We start from the raw sequence: 26,200 nt of genomic DNA, 5'->3' as shown, positions 1-26,200 counted from the left end.
GGGCATGATCGGCGCGAAGCGGCTGACCAGCTCGTTCGCCGGGCTGGGCCGGTTCGCGATTCCATTGATCCTGGCCGCGCTGGCGGTCGGTGCCGCCGCCTGGCCCCCGGCGCGATGGACGCTGTGGTTGCTCGCCCCGTTGCTGGCGATCACGCTGTGGGATTTCGTCCAGACCCGCCATACCTTGCGCCGCAACTATCCGCTGGTCGCGCGGGTGCGCTGGATCATGGAGGACTTGCGCCCGTTTCTGCGCTCCTACGTGGTCGAAAGCGATCTCGACGGGCGGCCGTTCAATCACGACGAGCGCGCGCTGGTCTACGCCCGCGCCAAGGGACAGCTCGACGCGCATCCCTTCGGCACCGAGCTCGACGTCTACTCCGACGAATACGAATGGCTCGGTCACTCGATCGCCCCGAACGAGAAGGCTGCGGAAGGCTGGCGGATCAAAGTCGGCGGGCCGCAGTGCGCCAAGCCCTATGAGGCGTCGCTGCTGAACATCTCGGCGATGAGCTTCGGTGCGCTCTCCGCCAACGCGATCCTCGCGCTCAACAAGGGCGCGAGGATCGGCGGGTTCTATCACGACACCGGCGAAGGCGGGCTTTCGCGCCACCACCGGGTCCATGGCGGCGACCTCGTGTGGGAGATCGGTAGCGGCTATTTCGGCTGTTGCGATGCCAGGGGCGGTTTCGACCCGAGCCGGTTCGAGGCGACCGCGCAGGACGATCAGGTGCGGATGATCGAGATCAAGCTCAGCCAGGGGGGCCAAGCCGGGCCACGGCGGAGTCCTGCCGGGGGCCAAGGTCACCCCGGAAATCGCCGAGGCGCGTGGCGTGGCGATTGGCCGGGATTGCATCTCTCCCGCCGCGCATTCGACCTTCTCGACCCCGCTCGAGCTGCTCGAATGGGCGGCGAAGCTGCGCGATCTCGCGGGCGGCAAACCGGTCGGGATCAAGCTGTGCATCGGGCAGCCGCACCAGTTGTTCGCGGTGATGAAGGCGATGCGCGAGAGCGGCATCCGGCTCGACTACATCGTGGTCGACGGCGGCGAGGGCGGGACCGGGGCGGCGCCGGTCGAACTTTCGAACAGCATCGGCATGCCGCTGCGCGAAGGGCTGATCCTGACCCGCAACGCGCTCGTCGGGTGCGGGCTGAAAGGCGACGTGCGTCTCGCCGCCTCGGGCAAGGTTCACTCGGGCGCGGGGCTGGCGATGAACATGGCGTTGGGGGCGGACTGGTGCAACGCGGCACGGGCGTTCATGTTTGCGCTCGGTTGCGTTCAGTCGATGCGCTGCCACACCGATACCTGCCCGACCGGCATCGCCACGCAGGACGCCGGGCGCCAACGCGGCCTGGTGGTCGCGGACAAGGCGCCACGGGTCGCCCATTTCCACAAGCAGACACTGGCCGGGCTGCGCGAGATCGTCGTCGCCATGGGGCTCGACGATCCATGGCAGATCGGCCCGCAGGACCTGTCCGAACGGCTGAACAGCGCGCGCTCGAACCCGGTCGACCGGATCTACGACTTCGTTGAGGAAGGCCAATTGCTGGCCGATCCCGCCAGCACGCCGTACAAGCGTTATTGGGACGCGTCGCGCAGCGACAGCTTCAGGAGAGCGGCATGAGCAAGAACCCCGGGCTGGCCGACTGGCACCGCGTGATGGCGGCAGGCAACGTCCCCGCCGAGCTGGCCGAAATCCTCGCCGAAGACGCGGTGTTCCACTCGCCGGTGGTCCACACCCCCCAAGCCGGCAAGACCAAGGTCATCGCCTATCTCAGCGCCGCGGGCCAGGTGCTCGGCTCGCCCGGCGGTCACGCCAAGTTCCGTTATGTCCGCGAGCTGGTCGACGGGCACGAGGCGTGCCTCGAATTCGTCGCCGAGATCGACGGGATCACCATCAACGGCATCGACCTGATCGCGTTCGATGCCGACTGGAAGATCCGCGACTTCAAGGTGATGGTCCGGCCGTTGAAGGCGATCAACAAGCTGTGGGAGCTGATGGCGGCGGAGCTCCAGACGAAGGGGTGATCGCCCGGCCCGGCACTGGCCCCCCTGTCGGGCGAACCGCCTACTGGTTCATCGTCGCGAAGAAGTCCTCGTTGCTCTTGGAATCCTTCATCTTGTCGAGGAGGAACTCCATCGCATCGATCGTGCCCATCTGCATGAGGATGCGACGCAGCACCCACATCTTCGAGAGCTTGTCCTTCTCGACCAGCAGCTCTTCCTTGCGTGTGCCCGACTTGCCCACATCGAGCGCGGGGAAGATGCGCTTGTCCGAGACCTTGCGGTCGAGGACGATTTCCGAGTTGCCGGTGCCCTTGAATTCTTCGAAGATCACCTCGTCCATCCGGCTACCGGTATCGATTAGCGCGGTGGCGATGATCGACAGGCTGCCGCCCTCTTCGATATTGCGTGCGGCGCCGAAGAACCGCTTGGGCCGCTGGAGCGCGTTGGCATCGACGCCGCCGGTCAGAACCTTGCCCGAGCTGGGCACCACGGTGTTGTAGGCGCGGCCGAGCCGCGTGATCGAATCGAGCAGGATGACGACGTCGCGCTTGTGCTCGACGAGCCGCTTGGCCTTTTCGATGACCATCTCGGCGACCTGGACATGGCGCGTGGCGGGCTCGTCGAAGGTCGAGGAGATGACTTCGCCTTTCACCGAACGCTGCATGTCGGTGACTTCCTCGGGGCGTTCGTCGACCAGCAGGACGAGCAGGAACACCTCGGGATGGTTGTCGGTGATCGCCTTGGCGATGTTCTGCAGCAGCACGGTCTTGCCGGTGCGCGGCGGCGCGACGATCAGCGCGCGCTGACCCTTGCCCTGGGGGCTGATGATGTCGATCACCCGCGCCGACTTGTCCTTGACGGTCGGGTCGAGGGTATCGAGGCTGAGCTTCTCGTCGGGATAGAGCGGGGTCAGGTTGTCGAAGTTGACGCGATGCCGAACGGCTTCCGGATCGTCGAAATTGACTGCGATCAGCTTGGTCAGCGCGAAATAACGCTCGCCGTCCTTCGGCGCTCGGATCTCGCCCTCGACTGTGTCGCCGGTGCGCAGCCCGAACTTGCGGACCTGGTTGGGCGAAACGTAGATGTCGTCGGGTCCGGCAAGGTAATTGGCCTGCGGGCTGCGCAGGAATCCGAAACCGTCCGACAGCACCTCGATCGTGCCCTCGCCCATGATCTGCTCGCCATCCTCGGCGACTTCCTTGAGAATGCCGAACATGATGTCCTGGCGGCGCATGGTCGAAGCGCCCTCGACGCCGAGTTCCTCGGCCATCTCGACGAGATCGGCCGGAGTCATTTTCTTGAGGTCTTTGAGATGCATGCTGAAGATTCCGGGTAGGCGTGACATGGCCGGCGGAAGGTCTAGGGGCTTGGAGAAAGCGGACCCTGGACGGGGCTGGGCCGCCGTCCGCTACCGGAGGAGAGGCCGTTCAGATAAGCGGCGCAACGGATCAAGTCAATCGGGCACGGCCGCTCAGAACGGGCGGACGATAACCAGTATCACGATCAGCGCCGCGGCGATCCCCGGCACTTCGTTGAGCAGGCGCAGCCGCTTGCCGCTCAACTTGCGTTCGCCCCTGGCCAGCGCCGCGGCGTAACCGGCCAGCCACACATGGTACGCAGTCAGCGCCAGGACGAAGGCAAGCTTGGCATGGAACCAGCCTTGCCCGAACGCCCCCGTCGTGATTGCCAATGCCAGTCCCAGGAGCCACACAAGCGTCAGCGCAGGCCACAGGATGATGCGCAGCAGCTTGGCCTCGCGCGTCACCCACAGCGCGCTCTCGGGCGATCCGGGAGCGCTCTCCTGATGATAGACGAAATAGCGCGGAAGCATGAACAGCCCCGCCATCCAGAAGATCACGAAGATCACATGCCCGGCCTTGAGCCAGAGATACGTCATGCCGAGTACCCAATCCATGGCGCCGACACCTAGCTGGCCCGCCAGCTGCGAACCACGCCGAGGAGCTGCTCGACATGCTCGATCGGCGTATGCTGGCCAATACCGTGACCCAAGTTGAACACATGCGGACGTCCGGCCAGCGCATCGAGGATCGCGCGGGCGCGGACTTCGATCATCGGTCCACCCGCTTCGAGCAGCACCGGATCGAAGCAGCCTTGCACCGGCATGCCCTCGGGCAGCTCGCGATGCGCCCAAACCGGGTCGATCGTCTCGTCGAGCCCCACCGCCGATACGCCGGTCTCGCGCGCATAGGCTGCGAGCTTGGCGCCGGCGCCCTTGGGAAAGCCGATCACCGGCACCTGCGGAAACCGCTGGCGTAGCGCCGCGGCGAGCCGCGCGGTCGGGGCGATGACCCAGCGTTCGAACTCGGCGGGCGCGAGGCTTCCCGACCAGCTGTCGAACAGTTGCACCGCCTCGGCCCCAGCCGCGATTTGTCCGGCGAGGTATTCGAGCGTGACCTCTACGATCGCATCGATGATCGCCTGAAAAGCCGCCGGGTCGCGATAGGCAAGCGCGCGGGTGGCGTGGTGATCGCGGCTTCCCTCACCCGCGACCATGTAGGTCGCCACGGTCCACGGGCTGCCCGCGAAGCCCAGCAGCGTGCGGTCGGCGCCCAGCCCGGCGCGGGTCTTGCGGACGGTCTCGTAGATCGGCGCGAAGCGCTCGGGCACCGCGCGCAAGTCCTCGAGCGCGCGATCGACCAGCGGCGGCGACAGGCGCGGACCCTCGCCAACGAGGAACTCCAGGTTCTGGCCCATCGCATAGGGCACGATCAGGATGTCCGAGAACAGGATCGCCCCGTCGAACCCGAACCGGCGGATCGGCTGGAGGGTGATCTCGGCCGCGGCGTCGCTGTCCTCGACCAGGTTGAGAAACCCGCCCTTCTGCGCGCGCAGGGCGCGATATTCGGGCAAATAGCGGCCCGCCTGGCGCATCAGCCAGACCGGTCGCTCGGCGCGGTTGGCACCGTTCAAGGTATCGAGCAGGAGGCCGGGCATCGGGTCATCCCTGAATCAAAATAAAAGAGAATATATGGATGATGGAGTCTGATGGGGTGTGGATAGCGGGGACGGCGACGCCATCCCTTAGTTGTTCACGCGGACCCGGCCAAAATGCAAGCCCCGACTCGCCGCGCGGGCCGAGTCAAAGCAAAGCTGTCCGCCTTATCCCCAGCCTGTGGGGAACGCCGGCGGCCTGTTGGGGAATCGCGGCGACGAGGACTCGTTGGACGAACGGATCGGCCAACCCGGATTGTCCCCCGATCCGCCCACGGGCTTGTGGCATGGCTTTCCACAGGCTTTGGCCTGCGCCATAGCAGGGCCGGTGAACCGGATTCATCTCCACTTGCTGTCCGACTCTACCGGCGAGACGCTGGAGATGATCGCCAAGGCCGCGCTCGCCCAGTTCGACGATGCCGAAGTCATCCGCCACTTCTGGCCGATGGTCCGTTCGCAGCAACACCTCGACCGGATCATGGCCGAAATATCCGCCAATCCGGGGCTGGTGCTGTTCACCCTGGTCGATGGCGGGATGCGCGAGCGGGTGGAGGCCAAATGCGCCGCGTTGGGCCTGCCCGCGGTGGCGGCGCTCGACGCGGTGAACGCGGCGCTCGAAGGCCTGCTCGGCCAGCGCGCCAAAGTTCGTCCCGGCCGCCAGCATGCGATGGATGCCGCCTATTTCGCGCGGGTCGAGGCGATCCAGTTCACCATCGCCCACGACGACGGGGTCAACTGGGAGAACTGGGAAGCCGCCGACATCGTGCTGGCCGGAGTCTCGCGTTCGTCGAAGACCCCGACCTCGATCTACCTCGCCAACCGCGGGTACAAGACCGCGAACATCCCGATCGTCGTCGAAAGCCCGCCGCCGGCGGCGCTGTTCAGCTTGCGCCGCCCGCTGGTGGTCGGTCTGACCACCGCCACCGAACGGCTGGTGCAGGTCCGCCGCAACCGTCTGCTGTCGATCGGCCAGGCTCCCGAGACCGCCTACGTGGATGCCGACCATGTCGCCAAGGAAGTGCAGTATGCGCGGCGGATGTTCGCGGATAACGGCTGGCCGGTGATCGATGTCTCGCGCCGCTCGATCGAGGAAACAGCCGCGGCGGTGATCAACCTTTACAACGAGCGCCAGTCCGACGGGGCAGACGGCGGGAGCAAGCCGATATGAGTGTGGCGCTATGACGCTCATCCTCGCCTCTGCCAGCGCTTCGCGCAAGGCGATGCTCGAGGCCGCAGGCGTGGGGTTCGAGGCGCGCCCCGCCGCGGTCGACGAACCCGCGATCCGCCGCGAACTGGTGGCGGTTCCTCCCGCCCAAGTCGCGATGATCCTGGCAGAGGCCAAGGCGCTGGCGGGCAGCGCGGCGGCGCCGGGGCGGCTTGTGCTGGGTTCGGATTCGCTGGTCGAAGTCTGCGGGCGGATTTTCGCCAAGCCCCGTAGCCGGGACGAGGCGGCCGAACATCTCCGGCTGTTCTCGGGCCAGCCCATGCGCCTTCACAGTGCGGCGGTGCTGACGCGCGACTGCGCTTGCATTTGGCGTCATGGCGACGTTGCAATGCTGCAAGTCCGGATACTTAGCGAGGATTTCATCGAGAGCTACCTCGCCGCCGAGTGGCCCGATGTCGGCTATTGCGCAGGCGTGTTCCGGATCGAGGGGCGCGGAGTGCAGCTGTTCGAACGCGTCGAGGGCAGCCACTTCACCGTGCTGGGCATGCCGCTGCTGCCGCTTTTGAGCGCACTACGAGATCATGGCGAGCTGGGCTGATGGGTCGCCCTTATGCCGAGGTGGTCGGCGATCCGATCGCGCACTCCAAGTCGCCGCTGATCCATAACTTCTGGCTGAAGAAGCTCGGGATCGACGCGGAATATCGCGCCTGTAACGTGGGGGCAGACGAGCTGGCCGACTATTTTGCGCGGAGGCGCGGAGACGCGGACTGGCGGGGATGCAACATCACGATTCCGCACAAGGTCACAAGCATCGCGCTTGTCGACAATCTGGACCAGCCAGCCTGTTCGGCCGGGGCTGTGAACACGGTCTTCCCCACCTCCGCGCGGCTCTCGGCGACCAACACGGACATTGCCGGCATTCTGGCGGCCCTGCCCGTCAACTTGATGCCGGCGGGCAGCACCGTGTGTATTCTCGGCACGGGCGGCGCGGCGCGGGCGGCCTTCGCCGCATGCAAACGGCGGGGGGTGGCAACTGTCTACAGCTCGGCGCGCAATCATGAGCTGGGATCGTCCTTGCTCGACGAGTTTGGGCTGGGCGGTTGCGCGAGACCATTGGAGGATCCACTCAATATCCAGTGCGCCGAAGTCATCATCAACGCGACCTCGCTGGGCATGTCCGGCAAAGATGATTTACCTCAGGCCATCATCGACAATCTGGCCAACCCCGCGTTGGTGGTTTTCGACATGGTCTATGCGCCTCTCGAAACCGAATTGCTGAAAGCCGCCCATGCGCTTGGGTTGCGCACCGTGGACGGTCTCGCCATGCTGATCGGACAAGCCGCCGCAGCCTTCGAAAAATTCTTCGGCCAGCCTGCCCCGCGCGAGCACGATGCCGAACTCCGCGCCCTTCTTACCGCATGAGCAAGCCGTTCATCCTTGGCCTTACCGGCTCGATCGGGATGGGCAAGTCGGCGGTGGCGGGGATGCTGCGCGAGCTGGGGGTGCCGGTGTTCGACGCCGATGCCGCGGTGCATGAGTTGCAAGGGCCGGACGGCGCTTGTCTCGCCCCGATCGAACGTGCCTTTCCGGGTACGACCGGTGCGCTGGGCGTAGACCGTCAGAAGCTGGGAGCGGCGGTGTTCGGCCATCCTGACAAGCTCAAGCTCCTCGAATCCATCGTCCATCCCGAAGTCGCCGAAATGCGCCGCACGTTCCTCGCCGACAACGCCGAAGCGCCCCTCATCGTGTTCGACATTCCCTTGCTTTACGAGAAGACCGGCCAGCACGGCCTCGACGCGGTGGCGGTGGTCTCCGCCCCCGGCCCAATCCAGCGCGAACGCGTCCTCGCCCGGCCCGGGATGAGCATCGAGAAGTTCGAGAAGATCCTGGCGCTCCAGGTGCCCGATGGCGAAAAGCGCGCGCGCGCCGATTTCGTGATCGATACCGGGGTGCAGGTGGGCGAGACCCGCGCTCAAATCGACGCGCTCGTGGCGCATTTGCGCGAAAATGGGCCATGGCCGCCGCCCAAGTAGGCTTGCCAGCCGCGCCCGTCGGGTCGATATAGAGTTCACCAATGCGCGAAATCATCTTCGATACCGAAACCACCGGGCTCGATCCGCAAGGCGGGGACCGGCTGGTCGAGATCGGCTGCATCGAAATGATCAATCGGGTTCCGACCGGGCGCACCTATCATGCCTATTTCAACCCGGGCCGTTCGATGCCCGCGGGGGCCGAGGCGGTCCACGGGCTTTCCGATGTGTTTCTCTCGGACAAGCCGCCGTTCCCCGAAAAGGCGGCCGAGCTGATCGAATTCCTCGGCGACGCCAAGCTCGTCGCGCACAACGCCGGGTTCGATTTCGGTTTCCTCAACATGGAACTCAGCCTGTGCGCGATGGACCCGGTCTGCCGTACCCGGATGATCGACACCGTCGCGCTGGCCAAGGTCCGCCATCCTGGCGCCAAGCTGAGCCTCGACGCGCTGTGCAGCCGCTATGGGATCGATCGCAGCCACCGGGTCAAGCACGGCGCGCTGCTCGATGCCGAGCTGCTCGCGCAGCTCTACGTCGAGCTGACCGGAGGGCGTCAGATCGGGCTGGGACTGGTGGCCGAGGCTGCCGCCAACGACGCTTCGAGTTCGGCCATCACCCAGCGCCAGCGCGTGTTCCGCGCACCGCGTCCGCATACCGCGAGCGAGGGCGAACTCGCCCGCCATGCCGCTTTCGTCGCCACGCTTGCCGCGCCGTTATGGCTCTCGGCGCGTTGACCTCAAGCAGCCCCGCCAGGAGGCCGCAAATGGAGACAAAAACGATGGATATCCGCGTTTCGGGACACCAGATCGCCACCGGCTCGGCATTGCAGGGGCACGCCGAAGAGCGCTTGACGGGCATAGTCGAAAAGCATTTCTCGCGCGCCCTGTCGTCGCAGGTCACGCTGGGCAAGGCTCCACAGGGCGCGTTTCGCTGCGACATCGTCACCCACGTGATGCAGGGCCTGATCCTCAAGGGCCACGCGATAGCGCAAGACGCCCACCAGGCGCTCGATCAGGCGGCCGACAAGATCGAGACCCAGCTGCGCCGCTACAAGCGCCGCCTCAAGGATCACCATGGCCAGACGGCGGTGGCCGCACGCGAGGAAGAGGCCGCCTATACCGTGTTCGACGGCGCCGACGACGCCGATGAAGCAGGCGATGCTCCGCTGGTGATCGCCGAGACCAAGGTCGATGTGCCCGAGGCCACCGTGGGCAACGCGGTGATGATGCTCGACTTGCGCAACACCAACGCCCTGTTGTTCAAAAATGCTGGAACCGGGCTGCATAATATGGTCTATCGGCGGGGCGATGGCTCGATCGGCTGGGTCGAACCGCGCTGACCGAACCTCGCTTGTTGGCGGGGTTGCTGCCGGAAGCCGCGAGACCGGAAACATCCTGAGGCGCGATGGCGCGGCGCTGGCCGGCGCACTCGCGCGTTGCGATGGTTGCGGCCGCTGAACGGCTGATTGAAGCGAACTGTCCATGGCCCATCTTTTCCAACTCGAACCTGACGCGGTGGCGACCTTGCGCGTGACCGACAAGGCGCAGGTGCTCGGCGCGCTCGCGGATCGCTTCGCAGCGGTCTACGGTCTCGATCGTGGCGACGTGCTTGAGCGGATCGAGGAGCGTGAGCGGCTGGGAAGTACCGGCTTCGGCCGTGGTGTGGCCAGTCCGCATGCGCGGATTGCGGGGGTGGCCGAGCCAGTCGCGGCATTTCTTCGGCTCGATGCCCCGGTCGCGTTCGAGGCTGCCGACGGCATGCCGGTGGGGTTGGTCTTCGGCCTGCTCTCGCCCGATCAGGGCGGCGCTTCGCATCTTCAGGCGCTCGCCGCGATCAGCCGGATGATGCGCGACGAGCGGATGCGTGCCAATCTGGAGGCCGCGCCCGATGCCGAGGCGATCTACGGCCTACTCTGCAATGTAATCGACCGTGACGCCGCCTGACCAGGGCGGCTTAGGGCCATCGACCGCGACGCCGCCGGATCCGCAAGGCCGCGCTGGCGAACAGGGCGGCGCGGGGTTTCACTACCGCGCGCTTGAGCGGCTCTACGCCAGCGCGCCGATCAACCGGATCTTCCGCTCGACGATGAGCATCGCGGACGAAGGCCGCGCGCGGATCGATTTCGCGATCACGCCCGAAACCTTTCACGCCGCGGGCGCCGCGCACGGCACGATCTATTTCAAGATGCTCGACGATGCGGCGTTCTATGCCGCCAACACTCTGGTCACCGACCGCTTCCTGCTGACCACGTCGTTCAACCTCCACTTCACCCGCCCGGTCCGTGCGGGCGATGTGGTCGCGCAGGGCCGCTGGATCAGCGGGCGGCGGCGTGTGCTGGTCGCCGAGGCCTGGCTGACCGACGAGGAGGGCGAAATGATCGGCCGCGGCACCGGGACCTTCATGCGCTCGCATATTGGCCTCTCTGGCCTGCCCGGATACGCGGCGGGCTATTCTGAGTGAGCGAGGAGGCGCGGCTGCCGACGCACCTCGAAGTGGCGGGGCTGATGCGGCGAGTCGCGGGCGCTGGTGGCTTCGCCACGATCATCGCCAAGGGCGAGCGCGACGCTGGAACAATCTTGCTTGTCCTGCGGGATTCACGAACGAATCCGACGCTTTACGAACGAATGCCGCAACCGGACGGCATCCGCGCATGGACCCTCAATCGCACTCAAGACCCTGAAAATAAAACGGAATTCGATGAATATCTGACCCGGCGCGCGGCCCAGGACGACGACCTGTGGATCGTCGAACTGGACGTCCCGAATCCCGAACGGTTCATCCGGGATTCACCAACGGCGGCTTGACTCTGCTGCACCGCACAATACTCGCTGGGCTTCCAGTTTGGCGCAGGCGGCGATCAGGGCTTTTGGCTCGGGCGCAAGCACGCAGACGGGGGGTCGCCGGCACGATCTTGGCGGGGTCCCGCGCGGTCAACGCGCGGAGTATGGCCCGATCATATCGTGCGTCGGGCCGCTCACCGCCCAATGCAGATATTCAATGACTACCAAGCCCAGAAGCAACAAGCTTCGTTACGCCAGCACGCTTGCCGTTGCTGCGACTTTGATCACAACCCTCGTCACCGGCGAGGGTTCCGGTGCAGCGGCCCAGCCGCTCCCCGCAGCACCTGCCGAAATCTCATCGGCCCCCGGATTCGCCAGTCAGCCGGTTGTCCAGCCGCTTCCCGCTGCGGCGGTCGAAGCCGTCGCCGATGAAGCCGTATCGGCTCCGGCCCCTGTCGATGCCGCGTCGCTTTCCCAACTGGTGGCCCAGACCGCCACACCCAGCGAATTCTCCAACGAACTGGCCTGCCTGGCCGGGGCGATCTATTTCGAGGCCAAGGGCGAGACTCTGGCCGGCCAGCTTGCGGTCGGGCGCGTCATCGTCGCGCGCGCCAAGTCGGGCCGCTTCCCCGCCAGCTATTGCGGCGTGGTCTACCAGCGTTCGCAATTTTCGTTCGTCCAGGGACACGGCATGCCCGCGATCAACAAGTCCGGCCGCGCCTGGACCGAAGCCGCGCGGATCGCCCGCATCGCCCACGAAGGCAGCTGGAAGAGCCCGGTCGAAGGCGCGCTGTTCTTTCACGCCGCGCGCGTCTCGCCCAACTGGCGGCTGACTCGCCTAGCCCGGATCGACAACCACATCTTCTATCGTTGAACCGATTCCTCCCTGGCGGGAGGCATGCTCATCGGTCGCGCAATTCGACCCACATCGGCGCGTGGTCGCTGGCCTTCTCGCGGCCGCGGTGCTCTTTGTCGACTCCAGCCGCGACCAGCCGGTCGGCCAGTGCGGGTGAGAGCAACGCGTGATCGATACGAAAGCCGTGGTCGCGCTGCCAGGCGCCTGCCTGATAGTCCCAGAACGTCCACACGCCGCCGCGCGGGTTGAGTATGTCGATCGCGTCGGTCCAGCCATCGTGGAGTAGCCTGGCATACGCGTCGCGCGATTGCGGCTGCATCAGCGCATCGGCAGCCATCGCGACGGGCGACCAGACGTCCTTGTCCTGCGGAATCACGTTGTAATCGCCGAGCACGACCGCCGGCACCTCGCTGGCCAGAAGTTCGCGCATCCGCGCGCGCAGCCGCTCCATCCACGCCAGCTTGTAGTCGAATTTGGGTCCGGGTTGGGGATTGCCGTTGGGCAGATAGATGCACGCCACCCGCACCCCGAAGACGTCGGCTTCGATATAACGCGAATGGTCGTCGGTGGGATCGCCGGGAAGGCCGCGCTGGACTTCGACCGGGGCCACCCCGTCGGCGAGCATGGCTACGCCGTTGAAGCCCTTCTGGCCGTGCCAGATCGCGTGATAGCCGATCGCTTCGAATTCGTGGCCGGGAAAGCTCTCGTCCTGGCTCTTGATCTCCTGCAGGCAGGCGACCGCCGGTCGGGTTTCCTGAAGCCACTCGAGCAGCCGCGGCAGCCGCGCCTTCACCCCGTTGATGTTATAGCTGGCGATCCGCACCTAGATGCTGAAGCTCGAACCGCACCCGCAACCGCTGGCGGCTTGGGGATTGCTAACCTGGAATGCCGATCCGCCAAGCGATTCGACGTAGTCGACCACGCAGCCCGAAACGAGATCGAGGCTGACAGCGTCGACGACCAGCCGGACCCCGTCGGTTTCGCTCACCGCGTCATCGCTATCCGGCGCTTCGGCCAGCTCGAACTTGTATTGAAAGCCCGAGCAGCCGCCGCCCTCCACCGACAGTCGCAACAGCGCGGGCTTGCCTTGCTTGGCCGCGATCGTCGCGACGCGCCTTGCGGCATTGGGTGCGAGCGTGATTGGGGCGATTTCCATCTTCCCCAGATAGGGATGCTGCAGCCTCCGCTCAAGCGGTCTGGATATAGCTGCGCAGAGCCTCGGCTTCGGCCTCGATGCTGTCGATGCGGTACTTCACCAGGTCGCCGATCGAAACGAACGCGACCAGCGCGCCGCCATCGACCACCGGGAGGTGCCGGATGCGCCGCCGGGTCATCAACCCGAGAGCCTCGAGTACCTGGGTGCCGGGTGTGATCGTGATCGGGGTGGCGGTCATGACCTCGCGCACCTTGAGGTCGAGCGCGGCGGCGCCCTTGGTGTTGAGGCAGTAAAGCACATCGCGTTCGGAAAATATGCCCGCAACGCTGTTGCCTGCGTCGTGCACCGGCAGCGCCCCGATTCGCTTCGTCGCCAGCATCTCGACAGCATCAGCGACGCTGTCATCGGCATGGCACGACCAGATCTCGGGACTGCGGCCCGCGATAAGCCTGGCTATCGTCATTGCCGTCTCCTTTTCGCCAGCCCTCGTCAGGGAGTGGCCCGATGATGCCACGAAACGGGCGGCCTTGCCAGCGGGCCGGCATAAGCCCATCTGAAAGCCATGAATCGCTGGTCCCCGCTCGACGATCCGGACAACGCCCACTTCGCTTGGGCGCGCTACAGGCGGCTGATGAAGTTCATGGGCGGGATCACCTTGATCACCGTCATCGTGTGCCTGTGGGGACTGTACCGCCACGACGGCGTGGTCTCGATCCACTTCTACATCGCCACCGCGCTAGGGATCGGGGTGGCGATGATGCTGATGGCCGCGCTTATGGGGCTGGTGTTCCTGTCCAGCGGCACCGGCCACGACGAGGCGATCCTCGATCCGCTGGAGGATGAGCGCGAGCCCTTCTAGGGCCGCTGAAGCCGGTATTGCTCCACCGGCACGCCGCCGATCAGGTGCTCCTGAACGATTCGTTCCAGTACCGGCGGGTCGCACGAGTGGTACCAGACGTTTTCCGGCCAGACGACCGCCACCGGACCGGCCTCGCACACCCGCAGGCAGTCCGCCTTGGTTCGCTGGACCCCGCCCTTTTCGGCAAGGTTCAGTTCCTTCAGACGCCGCTTGAGGTAGTCCCAGGCCGCGAGGCCGCGGTCCTTGGCGCAACACTTGGGCTTGGACTGATCGCAGCACAGGAAGATGTGCCGCCGGGTGTCGAACCCGCCCAGGCTATCGAGCACGCGCGCGGCGAGCGCGACCGAATCGGGCGGGTTTTGCATGAAAGCGGTGTGGGCTAGCTGCGCTTGCCGACGATCCGGCTGATTTCCGCCGCGACCAGCCGGTCGACCGTCGCGGGCAGGTTCTTCTCGAGCCATTCGGCCAGCATCGGGCGAAGCAGTTCGCGGGTCAGCCCTTCGAGCGAGGTTTCGCCCGAGCGGACGATCTGCGGACGTGCGCCAGGTTCGGCCAGCATCGCCAGCGCGGTCAGCGATTCGCGGACGGACGAGCGCGCGGTTTCGGCCAGCAGGGGCTCATCGACCGGAGGCGGCACGGCATCTTCGCGCGGTGCGTCAGCGGTTCCGTCATCGGTGGAATCATCCATCTCGCTATAATCCTGCTCGGCGGTGGCGGGCGCCATTTCCGCGGCGGTGAGCTCGAGAACGGGGACCGGACCCTCGTCGGCGAAAGCCTCCGCCGGAGCCAGCGGATCGGCGCGGTCGGCCACGCCGGTGCTTTCACGCCGGCGGCGGACCTGCTCGGCCTCGGCGCGGTTGTCGCGCGCGATCACTTTCTTGATCGATTCAAGGATTTCCTCGACCGATGGCTCGCCTGCCTGGCGCATCATGACGTCACTCCACACCCTGCCCGACCGGCAACCCCTGCCGGAGCGTGAACTATTGCGGCGGAATAGACGCGTCCTGGGGAAGCGTGTCAACGGTTCGGGTGGCCTGCGCCTTGGGATCGGGGTCGTGAGCCCAATCCCAGATTTTGCCCTTTACCCGCCGATAGTTAACTTCCGGATCGTAGAGCGGGCCCGCGTCGAGCCCGAGGTCGTCGGCTTCGGCCCGGCCCATCGCGGCGAGCAGCGTGAATCCCGCGACATAGGCGTTGCGCCGCGCGGTAACTAACTGGACCTGGGCGCGCAGCAGCTCCTGCTCGGCGTCGAGGATATTCAGGATCGTGCGATTGCCCACGGTGTTCTCCGCGCGCACCCCTTCGAGGCTGAGCGCGGCCGCATCGACCGCCACCTGATTCGTCGCGATGATCGCCGTGGCCGCCTGGTATGACGACCATGCACTGCGCACTTGGGCGATCACGTCGCGCTCGACCGCGATCTCGTTCTCGTAGGTCTGCGCCGCCTGCGCCTGGGCGCGGCGTTCCTGCGCCGCGGGGCGCCCGCCCTGGAAAATCGGAATCGTCGCGCGGACCCCGGCTTGCGCGGTCGTCGCGGTCTGGGCGAACGACACCCCCGCACCTGCGCTGCCGCCCAGCGTGTTGAGATAGTTGGTGTAGGCCCCCCCGCTGAACACGCTCAGCTTGGGCAGGCGTCCGGCACCGGCCACGTCGATGTCGTATCCGGCGGCCTTGCTCCGCTCTTTCGCCGCGACAAGATCAGGGTTGTTCGCCAGCGCGACGTCTTCGGCATCCTCGACACTTGCCGGAAAGCCCGGCAGCGGCGGGGGCGGCTGGAGATCGACCGGCGGCTTGCCGACGATCTGGATATAGCGTTCGCGGCTGGAGATGAGGTTGGCTTGCGCGGTGCGGTAGTCGCCGCGCGCCAGCGCGAGCCGCGAGTTCGACTGGGCGACGTCGGTGCGGGTCAGATCGCCGATCTCGAAACGGTCGCTCGCCGCCTTGAGGTTGACCTCGAGCACTTTCACGTTGTTCGCGGAGAGGCCGACGATCGCCTGGTCGCGCAGCACGTCCATGTACGCGCCCACCGCCTGGCTGAACACCGAGGCTTCGGTTCCGCGCAAGTCCGCCTGCCCGGCTTCCACTCGGGTCTTGGCCGCGCGGATCCCGTTCTTGACCGCCCCGCCCGAATAGATCGGCACGCTCAGATCGACGTTGGCCCCCACCTGCCGTGCGGGGGCGGTGAAGTTGTTCGAGCTCTGCTTGAGAAACTCGACGTATTGCGCGGTGGCGTTGACCGACGGCAGACCGTCGGCGCGCGCGATCGGCACCCCTTCGTCCACCGCGCGCTGCTGCGCCCGCGCGCCCAGCAGCGTCGGGTTGTTCTGGTAGGTCGAAACCAGCGCTTCCTGCAGCGTATCGGGATTGGCCAGCGCGGGCGCGGCGCTCAGCGCCACGCCGGCAAGCAGCGCCGTTTTCAGTATCGTGCGACGCATCGCCTCAGAAGCTCCACTTGGCCGGTAGGGCATATTCGGGAAGCGCCGCGAAATCGGCTTCGCCCAGCGTGAGAAAGCCGACGCCGGCCGCTGCCTTGCGCCCGGTCGCGAGACGCGAGACGCCGCGTTCGATCAGCCCGGTGATCACCCGGCCGTCGTCGCCCAGCTTGGCGGCCAGGGCATCCGGCAATTGCTCGATCCCGCCGTCGATCATCATCAGGGTGTAGCCATCGCCGCTGGCTGCTGCGCCTGGCTCGATCACCTCGAGCGATCCCACCAGCGGCTTCAGCAACGCGGCCAGATAGCCGCTGCCGCCATCGACCAGCAGCGCGCGGTCCGCCGTCGCCGGTGCGGCTTCCATCAGCATCAGCCCGTGGGTGAGCGGCGGGGCGAGCACTTTGCCCGCGCCGAGCGGAACGGCGCGGTCCATATAGGCGACAGCGCGCGCGGAGGCGGGCACGAAGTCTTCGCGCTGTACGCGATTGAATGCGGCGAGCACCGCGGGATCGTTGACCCCGCTGGGGCGCAGCTGGCTGTCGATCATCGCGCGCCGGGCCGCGTCCATGCCCACGGCGGAATCTAGCGCCGGTTCGGTCAGCACCGTCATTGCAAAACAACCCTCATGCGCCCCGTGGCTCGGCTGTATTGCATGAACAACACACCGGGGCAATCGCGTGGTATCTAAGCCAACCCCGCACCCGCGCCAAGCGCTTCTTGGCAGCACTCGACGGCAGGGGTATGCGTTTCGTCGGATGACTTCACGGGAGGTTGACGATGAGCGAAATGGTGACGATCCGCGAAGAGGACCTGATCGAAAGCGTCGCCGACGCGCTCCAGTACATCTCCTATTTCCACCCGATGGACTTCATCCGCGCGCTCGGCGGGGCGTGGGAGCGCGAGGCCAACCCAGCTGCGAAAGACGCGATGGCCCAGGTCCTCGCCAACAGCCGGATGTGCGCCGAGGGGCATCGCCCGATCTGCCAGGACACCGGAATCGTCAACGTCTTCCTCAAATGGGGCCAGAACTGCCGGCTGGAGAGCGCCAGATCGATGCAGGAGGTTGTCGATGAAGGGGTCCGCCGCGCCTACAACAACCCCGAGAATAAGCTGCGCGCCTCGATCGTCGCCGACCCTGCGTTCACCCGCCGCAACACCCGCGACAACACCCCGTGCGTGCTCAATGTCGAATTCGTGCCCGGCAACACGGTCAGCGTCGATGTCGCGGCCAAGGGCGGGGGCAGCGAGAACAAGTCGAAGTTCAAGATGATGAACCCCAGCGACTCGATCGTCGACTGGGTGCTGGAGACGATCCCGACGATGGGCGCGGGGTGGTGCCCGCCGGGCCAGATCGGGATCGGCATCGGCGGGACGGCGGAGAAGTCGCTGCTGCTCGCCAAGGAATCGCTGATGGAGGAGATCGACATCCACGAGCTCAAGGCCCGTGGGCCCCAGACCGATACCGAGAAGCTGCGGGTAGAGCTCTACGACAAGATCAACGCGCTGGGCATTGGCGCGCAGGGGCTGGGCGGCCTGACCACGGTGCTCGACGTCAAGATCAAGGAATGGCCATGCCACGCCGCGGGCAAGCCGGTGGCGATGATCCCCAACTGCTCGGCCACTCGCCACGCGCACTTCACTCTCGACGGATCGGGGCCGAGCTTCCTCGAGACGCCCAACCTCGACGATTGGCCCAAGGTCACCTGGGCGCCCGACAAGGCGGCGCGGCGGGTCGATCTCGACCACCTGACGCCCGAAGAAGTGCAGAGCTGGAAGCACGGCGACCGGCTGCTGCTCAATGGTGCGATGCTCACCGGGCGGGATGCCGCGCACAAGCGGATCCAGGACATGCTGGCCAAGGGCGAGGAGCTGCCGGTCGATTTCAGGGGCCGCGCGATCTACTATGTCGGCCCGGTCGATCCGATCATGGGCGAGGTGGTCGGCCCCGCCGGACCCACCACCGCGACGCGGATGGACAAGTTCACCGACATGATGCTCGACCTCGGGCTGCTGGCGATGATCGGCAAGGCCGAGCGGGGGCAGGGCGCGACCCAGGTCATCGCCAAGCACAAGGTCGCCTACCTGATGGCGGTCGGCGGCGCGGCGTACCTGGTCGCGCGGGCGATCAAGCAATCCAAGGTCGTCGGGTTCGAGGACCTGGGGATGGAGGCAATCTACGAGTTCACCGTCAAGGACATGCCAGTGACCGTGGCGGTCGATTCGGCCGGCAACAACGTCCACCAGCTCGCGCCGCTGGAGTGGAAGGAACGGATCGCCAGGGAAGGGTTGCTGGAAGGGGTGTAGCGCGTGCGACGCTAGCCCCTCAGCGCAGCACCCAGCTTTGCGGCCGCGGCGACAACCCGTTCGGCGATCCCCTTGAGTTCGGCCTCGTCGTAGCTTTTCTCGCCTGGCTGGAGCGTCACTTCCACCGCCAATGACTTGTGTCCCTCGGGCACGCCCGCGCCGCGGAAATCGTCGAACAGGCGTGCGGCGACGATGTTGGCCCTGTCGCAGTTGCGCACCGCGCGGACCAGGTCGCCAGCGGGCAGCGCCAACGGCACGAGGAACGCGAAGTCGCGGGTAATCGCCTGGAGCGCGGGCGGGGTAAAGGCGGGGCGAGCGAAGCCGGTCGCCTTGCGCGCCGGGATCGCGTCGAGGAACAGCTCGGCCATCGCGACCGGTCCGTCGAGATCGAACGCGCGCGCCGTCGCCGGGTGGAGCATCCCGAACCGCGCCAGAACGGTCTTGGGGCCAAGCCGCAAGGTGCCCGACTGGCCGGGATGAAACTGCCCGCCCGCTTCCCCCATGACTTGAAGATTGTCGACCGGCGCGCCCGCTTCGGCCAGCAGCGCGAGCGCCTCGGCCTTGGCGTCGAAGGCGTCGAACGCTTGCGCCTTGCCCCCAGCCCAACTGCGCGCGGTGCGCTCGCCCGCCAACACCAGCCCCAGCGTCGGACGCTCGCCATCCGCCAGATAACGCCGCCCGACCTCGAACAGCCGCACGCTCGCCGCGCCGCGATCGAGGTTGCGGCGGGTGGCCGAGAGCAGGCCGGGGAGCAGCGAGGGGCGCATGACCTTGAGGTCTTCGCTGATCGGGTTGGCCAGGCTCCATGCCCCGCCGCCGAACGCCTCGGCTTCGGCGTCGCTCAGGAACGACCAGGTGATCGTCTCGACCAGCCCGCGCGCAGCGGCGGCGCGGCGGACCTTGCGCTCGATCGCCTGCGCCGGGGTGGCGGTCGGCCGGGCCACGCCGTCCGCGCGCGGCAGCGGGGTGGACGGCACGTTGTCGAGCCCGTGGATGCGGACGACTTCCTCGACCAGGTCGGCGGCGCCGTCGATGTCGGGGCGCCAGCTGGGGGCGGTGACGACCCAGTGCGCATCGCCCTCGACCACCGAAAAGCCCAGTCTTTCCAGTATCTCGCGTTGGCGTGACGGCATGACGTCGACGCCGCCGAGCCGCGCGCAGAGCGCGGGATCGTAGCTCACGGTATGCTGCGCGGCGGGCGGTGCCCCGGCCCGGACCACATCCGACGCTTCGCCGCCGCAAATCTCGAGGATCAGCGCGGTCAGCAGTTCGAGCCCCGGCTCGACGAACCCGGGATCGACCCCGCGCTCGAACCGGCTGCGCGCGTCGCTGGCCAGCGCCAGCGTCTGGCCGGTCCGCGCGATCCGCGCCGGATCGAAGTACGCGACCTCGAGCAGCACGTCGCGGGTGGCGTCCGAACAGCCCGAATGCTCGCCGCCCATGATCCCGGCGATGTCGTGGACGCCCATGTCGTCGGCGATCACGGTCATCTCGTGGTCGAGCACGAAGTGCTTGCCGTTGAGCGCGGTCACCCCTTCGCCATCCGCCGCGCGCCGCGCGACGACCGCGCCGGTCAGCTTCGCCAGGTCGTAGGCGTGCGCCGGGCGGCCCCAGCCGAGCATCACGTAATTGGTGATGTCGACCAGCGCCGAGATCGGGCGTTGCCCCGCACCCTTGAGCCGCGCCTGCAGCCACGCGGGCGAGGCGCCGTTGGTCACGCCGCGGATCACCCGGCCATGGAACGCCGGGCAGCCATCGGGATCGTCGGTGCGGATTTCGGTGGGGCAGGGGAACGCGCCGGGCACCTGCGGGATCGCGCGCGGCTTGAGCGTGCCCAGCCCCGCGGCCGCAAGATCGCGCGCGATGCCGTGGACGCCCATGCAGTCGGGGCGGTTTGGAGTGACGCTGACGTCGAACACCGGGTCCGATCCGGCGTAGTCGGCATAGGCCTGGCCGACCGGCGCGTCACCGGGCAGCTCGATGATCCCGTCGTGATCGTCGCCGAGTTCGAGTTCGCGGCTCGAGCACATCATCCCGTTCGATTCGACCCCGCGGATCGCTGATTTCTTGAGCTCGAACCCGCCCGCCGGGACCACCGCGCCGGGCAGCCCGAGCACGCCGATCAGCCCCGCGCGCGCGTTCGGCGCGCCGCAGACGACCTGGAGCGGCCGGCTCCCATTGAAATCTGGGCCGGCATCTACCGACAGCACCTGCAGCTTGTCGGCGTTGGGATGGCGCTCGGCGGTGAGCACGCGCGCGACGCGGAACCCCGCCAGCCGCGCGGCCGGGTCCTCGACGCCTTCGACCTCGAGCCCGATGGCGTTGAGCTTGGCGGCGATCGCCTCGACCGTCGCGTCGGTTTCGAGGAAGTCCCTGAGCCAGGAGAGCGAGAATTTCATGGCGCCATCCTGTTCTGGGCCCCCACGCCCGCGGACAGCGTCGGCACGTCGAGCGCCGAGAAGCCGTAGTGGCGCAGCCAGCGCAGGTCGCCGTCGAAGAACGCACGCAGGTCGTCCATCCCGTATTTGAGCATCGCCAGCCGGTCGACCCCCACGCCGAAAGCGAAACCCTGCCACTCGTTCGGATCGAGGTTGCAGAACTTGAGCACGCGCGGGCTGACCATGCCGCTGCCGAGCAGTTCCATCCAGCCGTGCCCGGGTGCATCGCCGTCGCCGCCCAGAACCCGCCTGCCGCCGACGTTCTCCCAGCCGACGTCGACTTCGACCGACGGCTCGGTGAACGGGAAGTAGCTCGGGCGCAGGCGCAGGACGATGTCGTCGCGCTCGAAGAACGCCTTGAGAAAGGTCTCGAGCGTCCACTTGAGGTGGCCGAGGTGGATGCCGCGGTCGATCACCAGGCCTTCGATCTGGTGGAACATCGGTGTGTGAGTCGCATCACTGTCGCTGCGATAGACGCGACCTGGCGCGATGATTCGCACCGGTGCGCCTTGCGCCACCATCGTCCTGATCTGCACCGGCGAGGTGTGGGTGCGCAGCAGCATCTTGCCGGCGTCCCCCTCGCCGGTTCTTTGGGCCATCTGGTCGGGGAAATAGAACGTATCGTGCATTGCCCGCGCGGGGTGCGTCTCGGGCATGTTGAGCGCGGTGAAGTTGTGCCAGTCGTCCTCGATCTCGGGCCCGGTGGCGACCGCGAAGCCCAGGTCGGCGAAGATTTCGGCGAGTTCGTCCATCACCTGGCTGACGGGATGGATCGCGCCGCGCGGGGCTTCGGGCGCGGGCAGGGTCAGGTCGATCGTTTCGGAGGCGAGCCGCAGGTCGAGCGCGGCGGCCTCGAGCGCGGCCTTGCGCGCGGCGAGGGCGGCGGTCACGCGTTCGCGCACCGCGTGAATCCGCGGCCCCTCGCTCTGCCGCATCTCGGGCGACATCGCGCCCAGCGTCTTGAGCAGGACCGAGACGCTGCCCTGCTTGCCCAGCAGCGCGACCCGCAGCGCCTCGAGCGCGGCCAGATCGGGCGCGGCGGCGATGCTGCGGTCGGCCTCGGCGGCCAGGGTTTCGATGTCGCTCATGAGGTTCCAGGGTTCGCGAAAGCGCGCTTCCTAGCGGCGATGGCCGCGCGCCGCTAGTCGGCGTAGCGGGCGATCGTCGGCAGATCGGAAGGTTGCAGTACGCCCGCGTCGGTCATCCGCTGGCGCATGATCGGATGCAGGATGGGGTGCGGCAGCGCCGCGTACTGGCGCGGGCTGAGGCCCATGAACGCCTTGAAATCCCGCACGAACTGGGCCTGGTCGTGGTATTGCCCGTCGATCGCGCCGATCCAGTTGAGCGAGGGGTCGAGCATGTACTGCGCCAGACTGCGCAGAAACCGCTGGCGGCGCAGCAGCAGCTTGGGCGAGAAGCCGAAATAGCGCCGGGTCAGCCGCTCGAGCGAGTGGAGCGCCAGCCCGGTGCGTTCGACGAGTTCCGAAACCGTCGCCACTTCCGGATCGAGGATCGTTTCGTGGACCTCGGCGATTTGCGCTGCATGCGGCACCGCAAGATCGATCATCGTCATCAGGTGGGCGTTGATCCGCGCGGCTTCGGCGGCGGGATCGTGCCGTCCATCGAAGATCTTCTCGATCAGGGGGGCAAACCGCGCGAACGCGGGATGAACGGTGCCATCGACGGTGAGGTTGGCGAGCTTGTCGGCGCCTTCGGGGATGAACTTCGCCCAGCCCGCGGGTTGCAGACCCAGGCCCCAGATCCGCGATTTCTCGCAGCCGAAATGAATCGCCTTACTGGTCGGACCGTTGGCTACGAACGGCCATTGCGCCACCAACGGCCCCGGCCCGACGCTGGCGATCGGTGGCGGACCGTCGGTAAACCGCATCGCAGCCCATTCGGGGTGGAGGTAGTCATCGACCAGCACGCCGGGCGCGGCATCGATTTCGGTCAGGTAAAACGCGGTGAAATAGGGGCGCAACGCCGCCAGCGGCTGAAAGAAATGCACCGTGACCGTGCTGTCGGATGACATTTCTTGCGACCCGCTATGCTCATGGCAAGCCGATCGTTGCCATTCGCCCCCCGACACCTGGCAGGCCTTTGCCGTCAAAAGCGCGAACGATCAAGCTGCTATCAAACGGAATTTCTGGCGGTCGGGACATGCAGCGCCTGGACGGCGGCGCCGGCCGCTTCGAACCGGCTGCGCATGACCGCGCCGATGATCGGGTGCGGTGCGTTGGCGTATTCGCGCGGACTCATCCCCATGAAGCGATGAAAGTCGCGCACGAACTGCGCCTGATCGTGATAGTGAGCGTCGATCGCGCCGATCCACTTGAGCGACGGATCGAGCATGAACTGGACCAGGCTGCGCATGAACCGCTGGCGCCGCAAAAGCAGCTGCGGCGGAAACCCGAAGTGGCGGCGGCAGGTCCGTTCGAGGGTGTAGGACGGTAGCCGGGTGTGCTCGGCCATCTCGGCCACGGTCGCCACGTCGGGATCGATGAGTGCGTCGTGACACGCCACGATGCGGGACTCGTCGGGCACCTTGCGGTCGACCCGCGCGGCGAAGAAGCGGGTGATTCGCTCCAGTTCGGCGGCGGGATCGGGATCCGCCCCGAACAAGCTGTCTGCCAGCGGCGCGTATTCGGCGAAGTCCGGGTGATCGTGTCCGTCGACCAGGACGTCGGCGAGCCGGTCGGCGGGCGTTCCGACGAATTTCGCCCATCCCAGCGGAAGCAGCCCGATGCCCCACAGCCGCAGGCTTCCCGCGGTGAACCGAACGGTCGTGCTGGTCGGTCCCTGGGCGATGAAGGCGGTGGGCGGCAGCGGTTCGCGTCCCGCGATTTCGGCATCGGGAAGGTCGCCGGTGATGATGCGTATCCCGGCCCATTCGGGATGAAGATAGTCGACCACCCGCTCGCCGGGCGGCAAGGTCACCTCGGTCGAATAAAACGTGGTGAAGTAAGCGCGCAAGGCTTCCGGCGGTTGATGAAACCGCACATCGACCTGGCAATCAGCGCTCACGCGGCCCGCGTCCCCTCGTCTTGTTGTTGTTGGCGATCCCTTGCGCAACAGTATGGCGGCTGCGGGACTGTCGTAAAGCGATTCCTTGCTGCGAATGCGAAGAGGGCGCCGGCTTCGCAGCCGACGCCCTCGATCCGGTAGGCGGTGGTGGCGATCAGGCGGCCGGGAGGGCGGCCTTCGCCTGCGCGATCACCGCCGAGAAGATGCCGCCTTCGTTCATCGCCAGATCGGCCATGATCTTGCGGTCGAGCGTAACCCCGGCAAGCTTCGCGCCGTGGATGAACTGCGAGTAGGTCAGTCCCTCGGCGCGGACCGCGGCGTTGATCCGCTGGATCCACAGCGCGCGGAACGACCGCTTCTTCACCTTGCGGTCGCGATAGGCGTACTGGCCGGCTTTCTCTACCGCCTGGCGGGCGACGCGAATCGTGTTCTTGCGGCGGCCGCGATAGCCCTTGGCCGCTTCGAGGATGTTCTTGTGCTTGGCGCGCGTGGTGACGCCGCGTTTGATACGAGCCATTGTCTAAGTCCTTTCCGTCAGTTCAGCCCGTAGGGCGCCCACTTCTTGATCGTCTTCGCATCAGCGTCGGAGATCACGTCGGTGCCGCGGTTCTGGCGGATGTACTTGGCGTTGTGGCTCATCAGGCGGTGACGCTTGCCGGCCACCCCGTGCTTGATCTTGCCGGTGGCGGTGAGCTTGAAGCGTTTCTTCACGCCGCTCTTGGTCTTCATCTTGGGCATTTTGGTCTCCTGTTCGGGGACACGCTGAACCGGCCATGGCAGCCCTTGTTAGCCAGGCGGGTCATAGATTCCGTGTCGATGAAGCGCGCGCCTGTAAGGGGGGATGGCGCCAAACGCAAGCACATCAGCCGGGAAGCGGGTTCATTCCCGTCTCCACGAGGTAGCGGGCGAAGTCCCCGTGGGGGATGCGGACCAGATCGCCATCCACCGCGCGGTTCCAGACATAGGCCTCGCACGCCGTCGCGCGGCCATCGGCGAGCGTGGCCGGCAAAGCGCGGCGGATGTAGTCGGATCGCCCCGGATCGTCCGGCAGATAGCCTTCGAACGCATCCATTTCGGCAAGTTCCGCCGCGCCGAAGCCTGGCCCCGGCGCGTGGACGCGGCCGGCCACCGTCCCGCCCGCGGGATCGGCCACCAGCACCGGGTAGTGCCCGCGCCGATCCGCAACGGCATAGAGCGTGCCGCGGACCGTCGCCGCAATGCCGGGGTCGAGCAGACCGACCAGCGCGGCCATCCTGCCGCTGACCAGCCCGGGCATCAGCACGCCGTAGAAGAACAGCGGGCCGGGCAATCGCAGGCTCAATGCCCGCAGGCGAGCGCGGCGACCGCGTCCTCGAGCCGCGCCGGATCGCCCAGCGCCAGGACGTGGCCGGTGGCCCCGGGACCGAGCGGCTCGCCCGCCCAGTCGCTGACCGATCCCCCCGCGCCTTCGACCACCGGGACCAGCGCCGCCCAATCGTGGAGCTTGAGGTTCGCTTCACAGACGATGTCGAGATGGCCCGAAGCGAGCATCGCGTAGTTGTAGCAATCGCCCCCCATCACCATCCGTTTGTGATCGGTGCGGGCGGCCAGGGCCATGAAATGCTCGCCGTCGTGGTCGTCGAAATAGTGCGGCCCGGTGGTCGCGGTCGCCGCATCTGCCAGGGCGCGGCAGGCGCGGGTGCGGACCGGCTGGCCGTTGAAGGTGGTCGGCTGGCCCGCCGCGCCGAGCCAGCGTTCGCCCAGGATCGGCTGGTCGATGATCCCCAGCACCGGCCAGCCTTCGACCAGCAGCGCGATCAGCGTTCCGAACAGGGGGCGTCCGGCGAGGAACGCGGTGGTCCCGTCGATCGGATCGAGCACCCACTGCCGCCCGCTGGCGCCATCGCTATAGCCGAACTCCTCGCCCGCGATCCCGTCGCGCGGGACTTCGGCGATCAGGATCCGCCGCATCGCCTCTTCCGCGGCGCGGTCGGCGATGGTCACCGGCGAGGCGTCGCCCTTGCGCTCGCTGGCCAGACCGCTGCGGAAGTGGGGGCGGATCGCCGCCCTGGCCGCATCGGCGAGGCGCAGCGCGAGCGCAATATCGTGGTCGAAACGCATGGGAGCGCGCTAGCGGACTGGGCCGAACTGCGCCAGACCACGCCAAAAATTGCGCGAGACCCCCGATTGCCCCCGATTGCCATCGGCGGCGAACCGCAT

At 66.9% G+C, this 26,200-nt stretch carries 31 protein-coding genes and 1 pseudogene; 14 read left to right on the top strand and 18 right to left on the bottom strand.

Translation table 11 applies throughout. From position 1 onward, the window contains the following. The first annotated feature begins 4 nt into the window (after window positions 1–4). Both GKE62_RS10340 and GKE62_RS10335 read left to right on the top strand, forming a co-directional pair. Window positions 5–1,622, top strand: a pseudogene (locus GKE62_RS10340) (FMN-binding glutamate synthase family protein). Then, window positions 1,619–2,026, top strand: coding sequence for a nuclear transport factor 2 family protein (locus GKE62_RS10335; RefSeq protein WP_154692170.1), 408 nt, complete (start codon window positions 1,619–1,621; stop codon window positions 2,024–2,026). The pseudogene GKE62_RS10340 and the gene GKE62_RS10335 overlap by 4 nt, the downstream one beginning before the upstream one ends. 40 nt (window positions 2,027–2,066) lie before the next feature. Here the strand turns inward: GKE62_RS10335 and rho are convergent, their stop codons facing one another. The 3 genes from rho to hemE all read right to left on the bottom strand — a co-directional run bounded on the left by rho (window position 2,067) and on the right by hemE (window position 4,960). Beyond that, on the bottom strand, window positions 2,067–3,323 hold the full coding sequence (rho, locus tag GKE62_RS10330; RefSeq protein ID WP_154692169.1) for a transcription termination factor Rho: 1,257 nt from the start codon (window positions 3,321–3,323) through the stop codon (window positions 2,067–2,069). A gap of 153 nt (window positions 3,324–3,476) precedes the next feature. Further along, a complete protein-coding gene (locus GKE62_RS10325) occupies window positions 3,477–3,920 on the bottom strand; it encodes a CopD family protein (RefSeq protein WP_154692168.1) in 444 nt (147 codons plus the stop codon). 11 nt (window positions 3,921–3,931) lie between these two features. Next, the gene (gene hemE / locus GKE62_RS10320; protein WP_154692167.1) at window positions 3,932–4,960 is read right to left on the bottom strand and encodes a uroporphyrinogen decarboxylase; all 1,029 of its coding nucleotides are present in this window, start codon (window positions 4,958–4,960) and stop codon (window positions 3,932–3,934) included. 325 nt (window positions 4,961–5,285) lie between these two features. Here hemE and GKE62_RS10315 point away from each other — a divergent pair, with 325 nt between their 5' ends. The 10 genes from GKE62_RS10315 to GKE62_RS10270 all read left to right on the top strand — a co-directional run bounded on the left by GKE62_RS10315 (window position 5,286) and on the right by GKE62_RS10270 (window position 11,806). After that, complete coding sequence (locus GKE62_RS10315; protein WP_154692166.1) at window positions 5,286–6,125, top strand: pyruvate, water dikinase regulatory protein; 840 nt, start codon at window positions 5,286–5,288, stop codon at window positions 6,123–6,125. Between the two features lie 10 nt (window positions 6,126–6,135). Next, entirely contained in the window at window positions 6,136–6,720 is a 585-nt protein-coding gene (locus GKE62_RS10310) for a nucleoside triphosphate pyrophosphatase (RefSeq protein ID WP_154692165.1), read from the top strand. Then, entirely contained in the window at window positions 6,720–7,544 is an 825-nt protein-coding gene (locus GKE62_RS10305; RefSeq protein WP_195908336.1) for a shikimate dehydrogenase, read from the top strand. Before GKE62_RS10310 ends, GKE62_RS10305 begins: the two co-directional genes overlap by 1 nt. Beyond that, a complete protein-coding gene (coaE, locus tag GKE62_RS10300) occupies window positions 7,541–8,155 on the top strand; it encodes a dephospho-CoA kinase (protein WP_154692164.1) in 615 nt (204 codons plus the stop codon). Before GKE62_RS10305 ends, coaE begins: the two co-directional genes overlap by 4 nt. A gap of 41 nt (window positions 8,156–8,196) precedes the next feature. Next, a complete protein-coding gene (dnaQ, locus tag GKE62_RS10295; protein WP_154692163.1) occupies window positions 8,197–8,886 on the top strand; it encodes a DNA polymerase III subunit epsilon in 690 nt (229 codons plus the stop codon). Window positions 8,887–8,930: 44 nt separating this feature from the next. After that, window positions 8,931–9,491 (top strand): ribosome hibernation-promoting factor, HPF/YfiA family, encoded by a 561-nt coding sequence (gene hpf / locus GKE62_RS10290; protein ID WP_154692162.1) that lies wholly within the window; start codon window positions 8,931–8,933, stop codon window positions 9,489–9,491. 142 nt (window positions 9,492–9,633) lie between these two features. Further along, window positions 9,634–10,095 (top strand): PTS sugar transporter subunit IIA, encoded by a 462-nt coding sequence (locus GKE62_RS10285; RefSeq protein ID WP_154692161.1) that lies wholly within the window; start codon window positions 9,634–9,636, stop codon window positions 10,093–10,095. Further along, the gene (locus tag GKE62_RS10280) at window positions 10,082–10,612 is read left to right on the top strand and encodes a PaaI family thioesterase (RefSeq protein WP_230206624.1); all 531 of its coding nucleotides are present in this window, start codon (window positions 10,082–10,084) and stop codon (window positions 10,610–10,612) included. The genes GKE62_RS10285 and GKE62_RS10280 overlap by 14 nt, the downstream gene beginning before the upstream one ends. Beyond that, window positions 10,609–10,956 carry a DUF1491 family protein gene (locus GKE62_RS10275; protein WP_154692160.1) on the top strand — a complete coding sequence of 116 codons (348 nt, stop codon included), beginning with the start codon at window positions 10,609–10,611 and terminating at the stop codon, window positions 10,954–10,956. Before GKE62_RS10280 ends, GKE62_RS10275 begins: the two co-directional genes overlap by 4 nt. Before the next feature lie 256 nt (window positions 10,957–11,212). Next, entirely contained in the window at window positions 11,213–11,806 is a 594-nt protein-coding gene (locus GKE62_RS10270; RefSeq protein ID WP_230206623.1) for a cell wall hydrolase, read from the top strand. Between the two features lie 28 nt (window positions 11,807–11,834). On the opposite strand, the gene xth is transcribed toward GKE62_RS10270, so the two are convergent. Genes xth through GKE62_RS10255 form a run of 3 tightly spaced genes read right to left on the bottom strand, consistent with a single transcriptional unit; the run spans window position 11,835 to window position 13,407 of the window. After that, window positions 11,835–12,611, bottom strand: a complete 777-nt coding sequence (xth, locus tag GKE62_RS10265; RefSeq protein ID WP_154692158.1) for an exodeoxyribonuclease III — start codon at window positions 12,609–12,611, stop codon at window positions 11,835–11,837. Beyond that, a complete protein-coding gene (erpA, locus tag GKE62_RS10260; protein WP_154692157.1) occupies window positions 12,612–12,944 on the bottom strand; it encodes an iron-sulfur cluster insertion protein ErpA in 333 nt (110 codons plus the stop codon). A 31-nt stretch (window positions 12,945–12,975) separates the two neighbouring features. Next, window positions 12,976–13,407 carry a CBS domain-containing protein gene (locus GKE62_RS10255; RefSeq protein WP_154692156.1) on the bottom strand — a complete coding sequence of 144 codons (432 nt, stop codon included), beginning with the start codon at window positions 13,405–13,407 and terminating at the stop codon, window positions 12,976–12,978. A gap of 99 nt (window positions 13,408–13,506) precedes the next feature. Between GKE62_RS10255 and GKE62_RS10250 the strand changes: the two genes are divergently transcribed. After that, entirely contained in the window at window positions 13,507–13,803 is a 297-nt protein-coding gene (locus GKE62_RS10250; protein WP_154692155.1) for a hypothetical protein, read from the top strand. On the opposite strand, the gene GKE62_RS10245 is transcribed toward GKE62_RS10250, so the two are convergent. From GKE62_RS10245 to GKE62_RS10230, 4 genes are read right to left on the bottom strand one after another with little or no spacing between them, the layout of a single operon-like run. Beyond that, complete coding sequence (locus tag GKE62_RS10245) at window positions 13,800–14,168, bottom strand: ferredoxin (protein ID WP_154692154.1); 369 nt, start codon at window positions 14,166–14,168, stop codon at window positions 13,800–13,802. The two genes, GKE62_RS10250 and GKE62_RS10245, sit on opposite strands and share 4 nt — an antisense overlap. Before the next feature lie 14 nt (window positions 14,169–14,182). After that, on the bottom strand, window positions 14,183–14,731 hold the full coding sequence (locus GKE62_RS10240) for a DUF2497 domain-containing protein (RefSeq protein WP_154693669.1): 549 nt from the start codon (window positions 14,729–14,731) through the stop codon (window positions 14,183–14,185). A 52-nt stretch (window positions 14,732–14,783) separates the two neighbouring features. Further along, complete coding sequence (locus GKE62_RS10235; RefSeq protein ID WP_154692153.1) at window positions 14,784–16,238, bottom strand: TolC family outer membrane protein; 1,455 nt, start codon at window positions 16,236–16,238, stop codon at window positions 14,784–14,786. Between the two features lie 4 nt (window positions 16,239–16,242). After that, window positions 16,243–16,845, bottom strand: a complete 603-nt coding sequence (locus GKE62_RS10230) for a protein-L-isoaspartate O-methyltransferase (protein WP_154692152.1) — start codon at window positions 16,843–16,845, stop codon at window positions 16,243–16,245. Between the two features lie 167 nt (window positions 16,846–17,012). On the opposite strand from GKE62_RS10230, the gene GKE62_RS10225 reads away from it, so the two are divergent. After that, window positions 17,013–18,539 carry a fumarate hydratase gene (locus GKE62_RS10225; RefSeq protein ID WP_154692151.1) on the top strand — a complete coding sequence of 509 codons (1,527 nt, stop codon included), beginning with the start codon at window positions 17,013–17,015 and terminating at the stop codon, window positions 18,537–18,539. 11 nt (window positions 18,540–18,550) lie between these two features. Here GKE62_RS10225 and pheT read toward each other — a convergent pair whose 3' ends face one another. The 8 genes from pheT to GKE62_RS10185 form a co-directional block, all read right to left on the bottom strand. Then, entirely contained in the window at window positions 18,551–20,938 is a 2,388-nt protein-coding gene (gene pheT / locus GKE62_RS10220) for a phenylalanine--tRNA ligase subunit beta (RefSeq protein ID WP_154692150.1), read from the bottom strand. Next, on the bottom strand, window positions 20,935–22,065 hold the full coding sequence (gene pheS, locus GKE62_RS10215) for a phenylalanine--tRNA ligase subunit alpha (protein WP_154692149.1): 1,131 nt from the start codon (window positions 22,063–22,065) through the stop codon (window positions 20,935–20,937). Before pheS ends, pheT begins: the two co-directional genes overlap by 4 nt. A 53-nt stretch (window positions 22,066–22,118) precedes the next feature. Then, the gene (locus GKE62_RS10210; RefSeq protein WP_154692148.1) at window positions 22,119–23,009 is read right to left on the bottom strand and encodes an AraC family transcriptional regulator; all 891 of its coding nucleotides are present in this window, start codon (window positions 23,007–23,009) and stop codon (window positions 22,119–22,121) included. Between the two features lie 101 nt (window positions 23,010–23,110). Beyond that, complete coding sequence (locus GKE62_RS10205) at window positions 23,111–24,001, bottom strand: AraC family transcriptional regulator (protein ID WP_230206622.1); 891 nt, start codon at window positions 23,999–24,001, stop codon at window positions 23,111–23,113. Window positions 24,002–24,155: 154 nt separating this feature from the next. After that, complete coding sequence (rplT, locus tag GKE62_RS10200; RefSeq protein WP_154692147.1) at window positions 24,156–24,518, bottom strand: 50S ribosomal protein L20; 363 nt, start codon at window positions 24,516–24,518, stop codon at window positions 24,156–24,158. A gap of 17 nt (window positions 24,519–24,535) precedes the next feature. Continuing rightward, window positions 24,536–24,739 (bottom strand): 50S ribosomal protein L35, encoded by a 204-nt coding sequence (gene rpmI, locus GKE62_RS10195; protein ID WP_154692146.1) that lies wholly within the window; start codon window positions 24,737–24,739, stop codon window positions 24,536–24,538. A 124-nt stretch (window positions 24,740–24,863) separates the two neighbouring features. After that, window positions 24,864–25,322 carry a gamma-glutamylcyclotransferase gene (locus GKE62_RS10190; protein WP_195908335.1) on the bottom strand — a complete coding sequence of 153 codons (459 nt, stop codon included), beginning with the start codon at window positions 25,320–25,322 and terminating at the stop codon, window positions 24,864–24,866. Then, a complete protein-coding gene (locus GKE62_RS10185) occupies window positions 25,319–26,101 on the bottom strand; it encodes an inositol monophosphatase family protein (protein ID WP_154692144.1) in 783 nt (260 codons plus the stop codon). Before GKE62_RS10185 ends, GKE62_RS10190 begins: the two co-directional genes overlap by 4 nt. Window positions 26,102–26,200 lie beyond the last annotated feature (99 nt).

The organism is Novosphingobium sp. Gsoil 351 (assembly GCF_009707465.1).
Taxonomy (GTDB): Bacteria; Pseudomonadota; Alphaproteobacteria; order Sphingomonadales; family Sphingomonadaceae; genus Novosphingobium.
This window is presented reverse-complemented; position numbering and strand designations above follow the sequence as displayed.

What these genes read in the sequence shown, in the direction of transcription:
- coaE (WP_154692164.1), top strand. Translation starts at nt 7,541, where the DNA reads ATGAGCAAGCCGTTCATCCTTGGCCTTACCGGCTCGATCGGGATGGGC.
- GKE62_RS10245 (WP_154692154.1), bottom strand. Translation starts at nt 14,168, where the DNA reads ATGCAAAACCCGCCCGATTCGGTCGCGCTCGCCGCGCGCGTGCTCGAT.
- rpmI (WP_154692146.1), bottom strand. Translation starts at nt 24,739, where the DNA reads ATGCCCAAGATGAAGACCAAGAGCGGCGTGAAGAAACGCTTCAAGCTC.
- GKE62_RS10285 (WP_154692161.1), top strand. Translation starts at nt 9,634, where the DNA reads ATGGCCCATCTTTTCCAACTCGAACCTGACGCGGTGGCGACCTTGCGC.
- hpf (WP_154692162.1), top strand. Translation starts at nt 8,931, where the DNA reads ATGGATATCCGCGTTTCGGGACACCAGATCGCCACCGGCTCGGCATTG.
- rho (WP_154692169.1), bottom strand. Translation starts at nt 3,323, where the DNA reads ATGCATCTCAAAGACCTCAAGAAAATGACTCCGGCCGATCTCGTCGAG.
- GKE62_RS10210 (WP_154692148.1), bottom strand. Translation starts at nt 23,009, where the DNA reads ATGTCATCCGACAGCACGGTCACGGTGCATTTCTTTCAGCCGCTGGCG.
- GKE62_RS10325 (WP_154692168.1), bottom strand. Translation starts at nt 3,920, where the DNA reads ATGGATTGGGTACTCGGCATGACGTATCTCTGGCTCAAGGCCGGGCAT.
- dnaQ (WP_154692163.1), top strand. Translation starts at nt 8,197, where the DNA reads ATGCGCGAAATCATCTTCGATACCGAAACCACCGGGCTCGATCCGCAA.
- pheT (WP_154692150.1), bottom strand. Translation starts at nt 20,938, where the DNA reads ATGAAATTCTCGCTCTCCTGGCTCAGGGACTTCCTCGAAACCGACGCG.
- GKE62_RS10225 (WP_154692151.1), top strand. Translation starts at nt 17,013, where the DNA reads ATGAGCGAAATGGTGACGATCCGCGAAGAGGACCTGATCGAAAGCGTC.
- rplT (WP_154692147.1), bottom strand. Translation starts at nt 24,518, where the DNA reads ATGGCTCGTATCAAACGCGGCGTCACCACGCGCGCCAAGCACAAGAAC.
- hemE (WP_154692167.1), bottom strand. Translation starts at nt 4,960, where the DNA reads ATGCCCGGCCTCCTGCTCGATACCTTGAACGGTGCCAACCGCGCCGAG.
- GKE62_RS10230 (WP_154692152.1), bottom strand. Translation starts at nt 16,845, where the DNA reads ATGACGGTGCTGACCGAACCGGCGCTAGATTCCGCCGTGGGCATGGAC.
- GKE62_RS10240 (WP_154693669.1), bottom strand. Translation starts at nt 14,731, where the DNA reads ATGCGCCAGGCAGGCGAGCCATCGGTCGAGGAAATCCTTGAATCGATC.
- GKE62_RS10335 (WP_154692170.1), top strand. Translation starts at nt 1,619, where the DNA reads ATGAGCAAGAACCCCGGGCTGGCCGACTGGCACCGCGTGATGGCGGCA.
- GKE62_RS10310 (WP_154692165.1), top strand. Translation starts at nt 6,136, where the DNA reads ATGACGCTCATCCTCGCCTCTGCCAGCGCTTCGCGCAAGGCGATGCTC.
- GKE62_RS10185 (WP_154692144.1), bottom strand. Translation starts at nt 26,101, where the DNA reads ATGCGTTTCGACCACGATATTGCGCTCGCGCTGCGCCTCGCCGATGCG.
- GKE62_RS10255 (WP_154692156.1), bottom strand. Translation starts at nt 13,407, where the DNA reads ATGACGATAGCCAGGCTTATCGCGGGCCGCAGTCCCGAGATCTGGTCG.
- GKE62_RS10250 (WP_154692155.1), top strand. Translation starts at nt 13,507, where the DNA reads ATGAATCGCTGGTCCCCGCTCGACGATCCGGACAACGCCCACTTCGCT.
- GKE62_RS10305 (WP_195908336.1), top strand. Translation starts at nt 6,720, where the DNA reads ATGGGTCGCCCTTATGCCGAGGTGGTCGGCGATCCGATCGCGCACTCC.
- erpA (WP_154692157.1), bottom strand. Translation starts at nt 12,944, where the DNA reads ATGGAAATCGCCCCAATCACGCTCGCACCCAATGCCGCAAGGCGCGTC.
- GKE62_RS10235 (WP_154692153.1), bottom strand. Translation starts at nt 16,238, where the DNA reads ATGCGTCGCACGATACTGAAAACGGCGCTGCTTGCCGGCGTGGCGCTG.
- pheS (WP_154692149.1), bottom strand. Translation starts at nt 22,065, where the DNA reads ATGAGCGACATCGAAACCCTGGCCGCCGAGGCCGACCGCAGCATCGCC.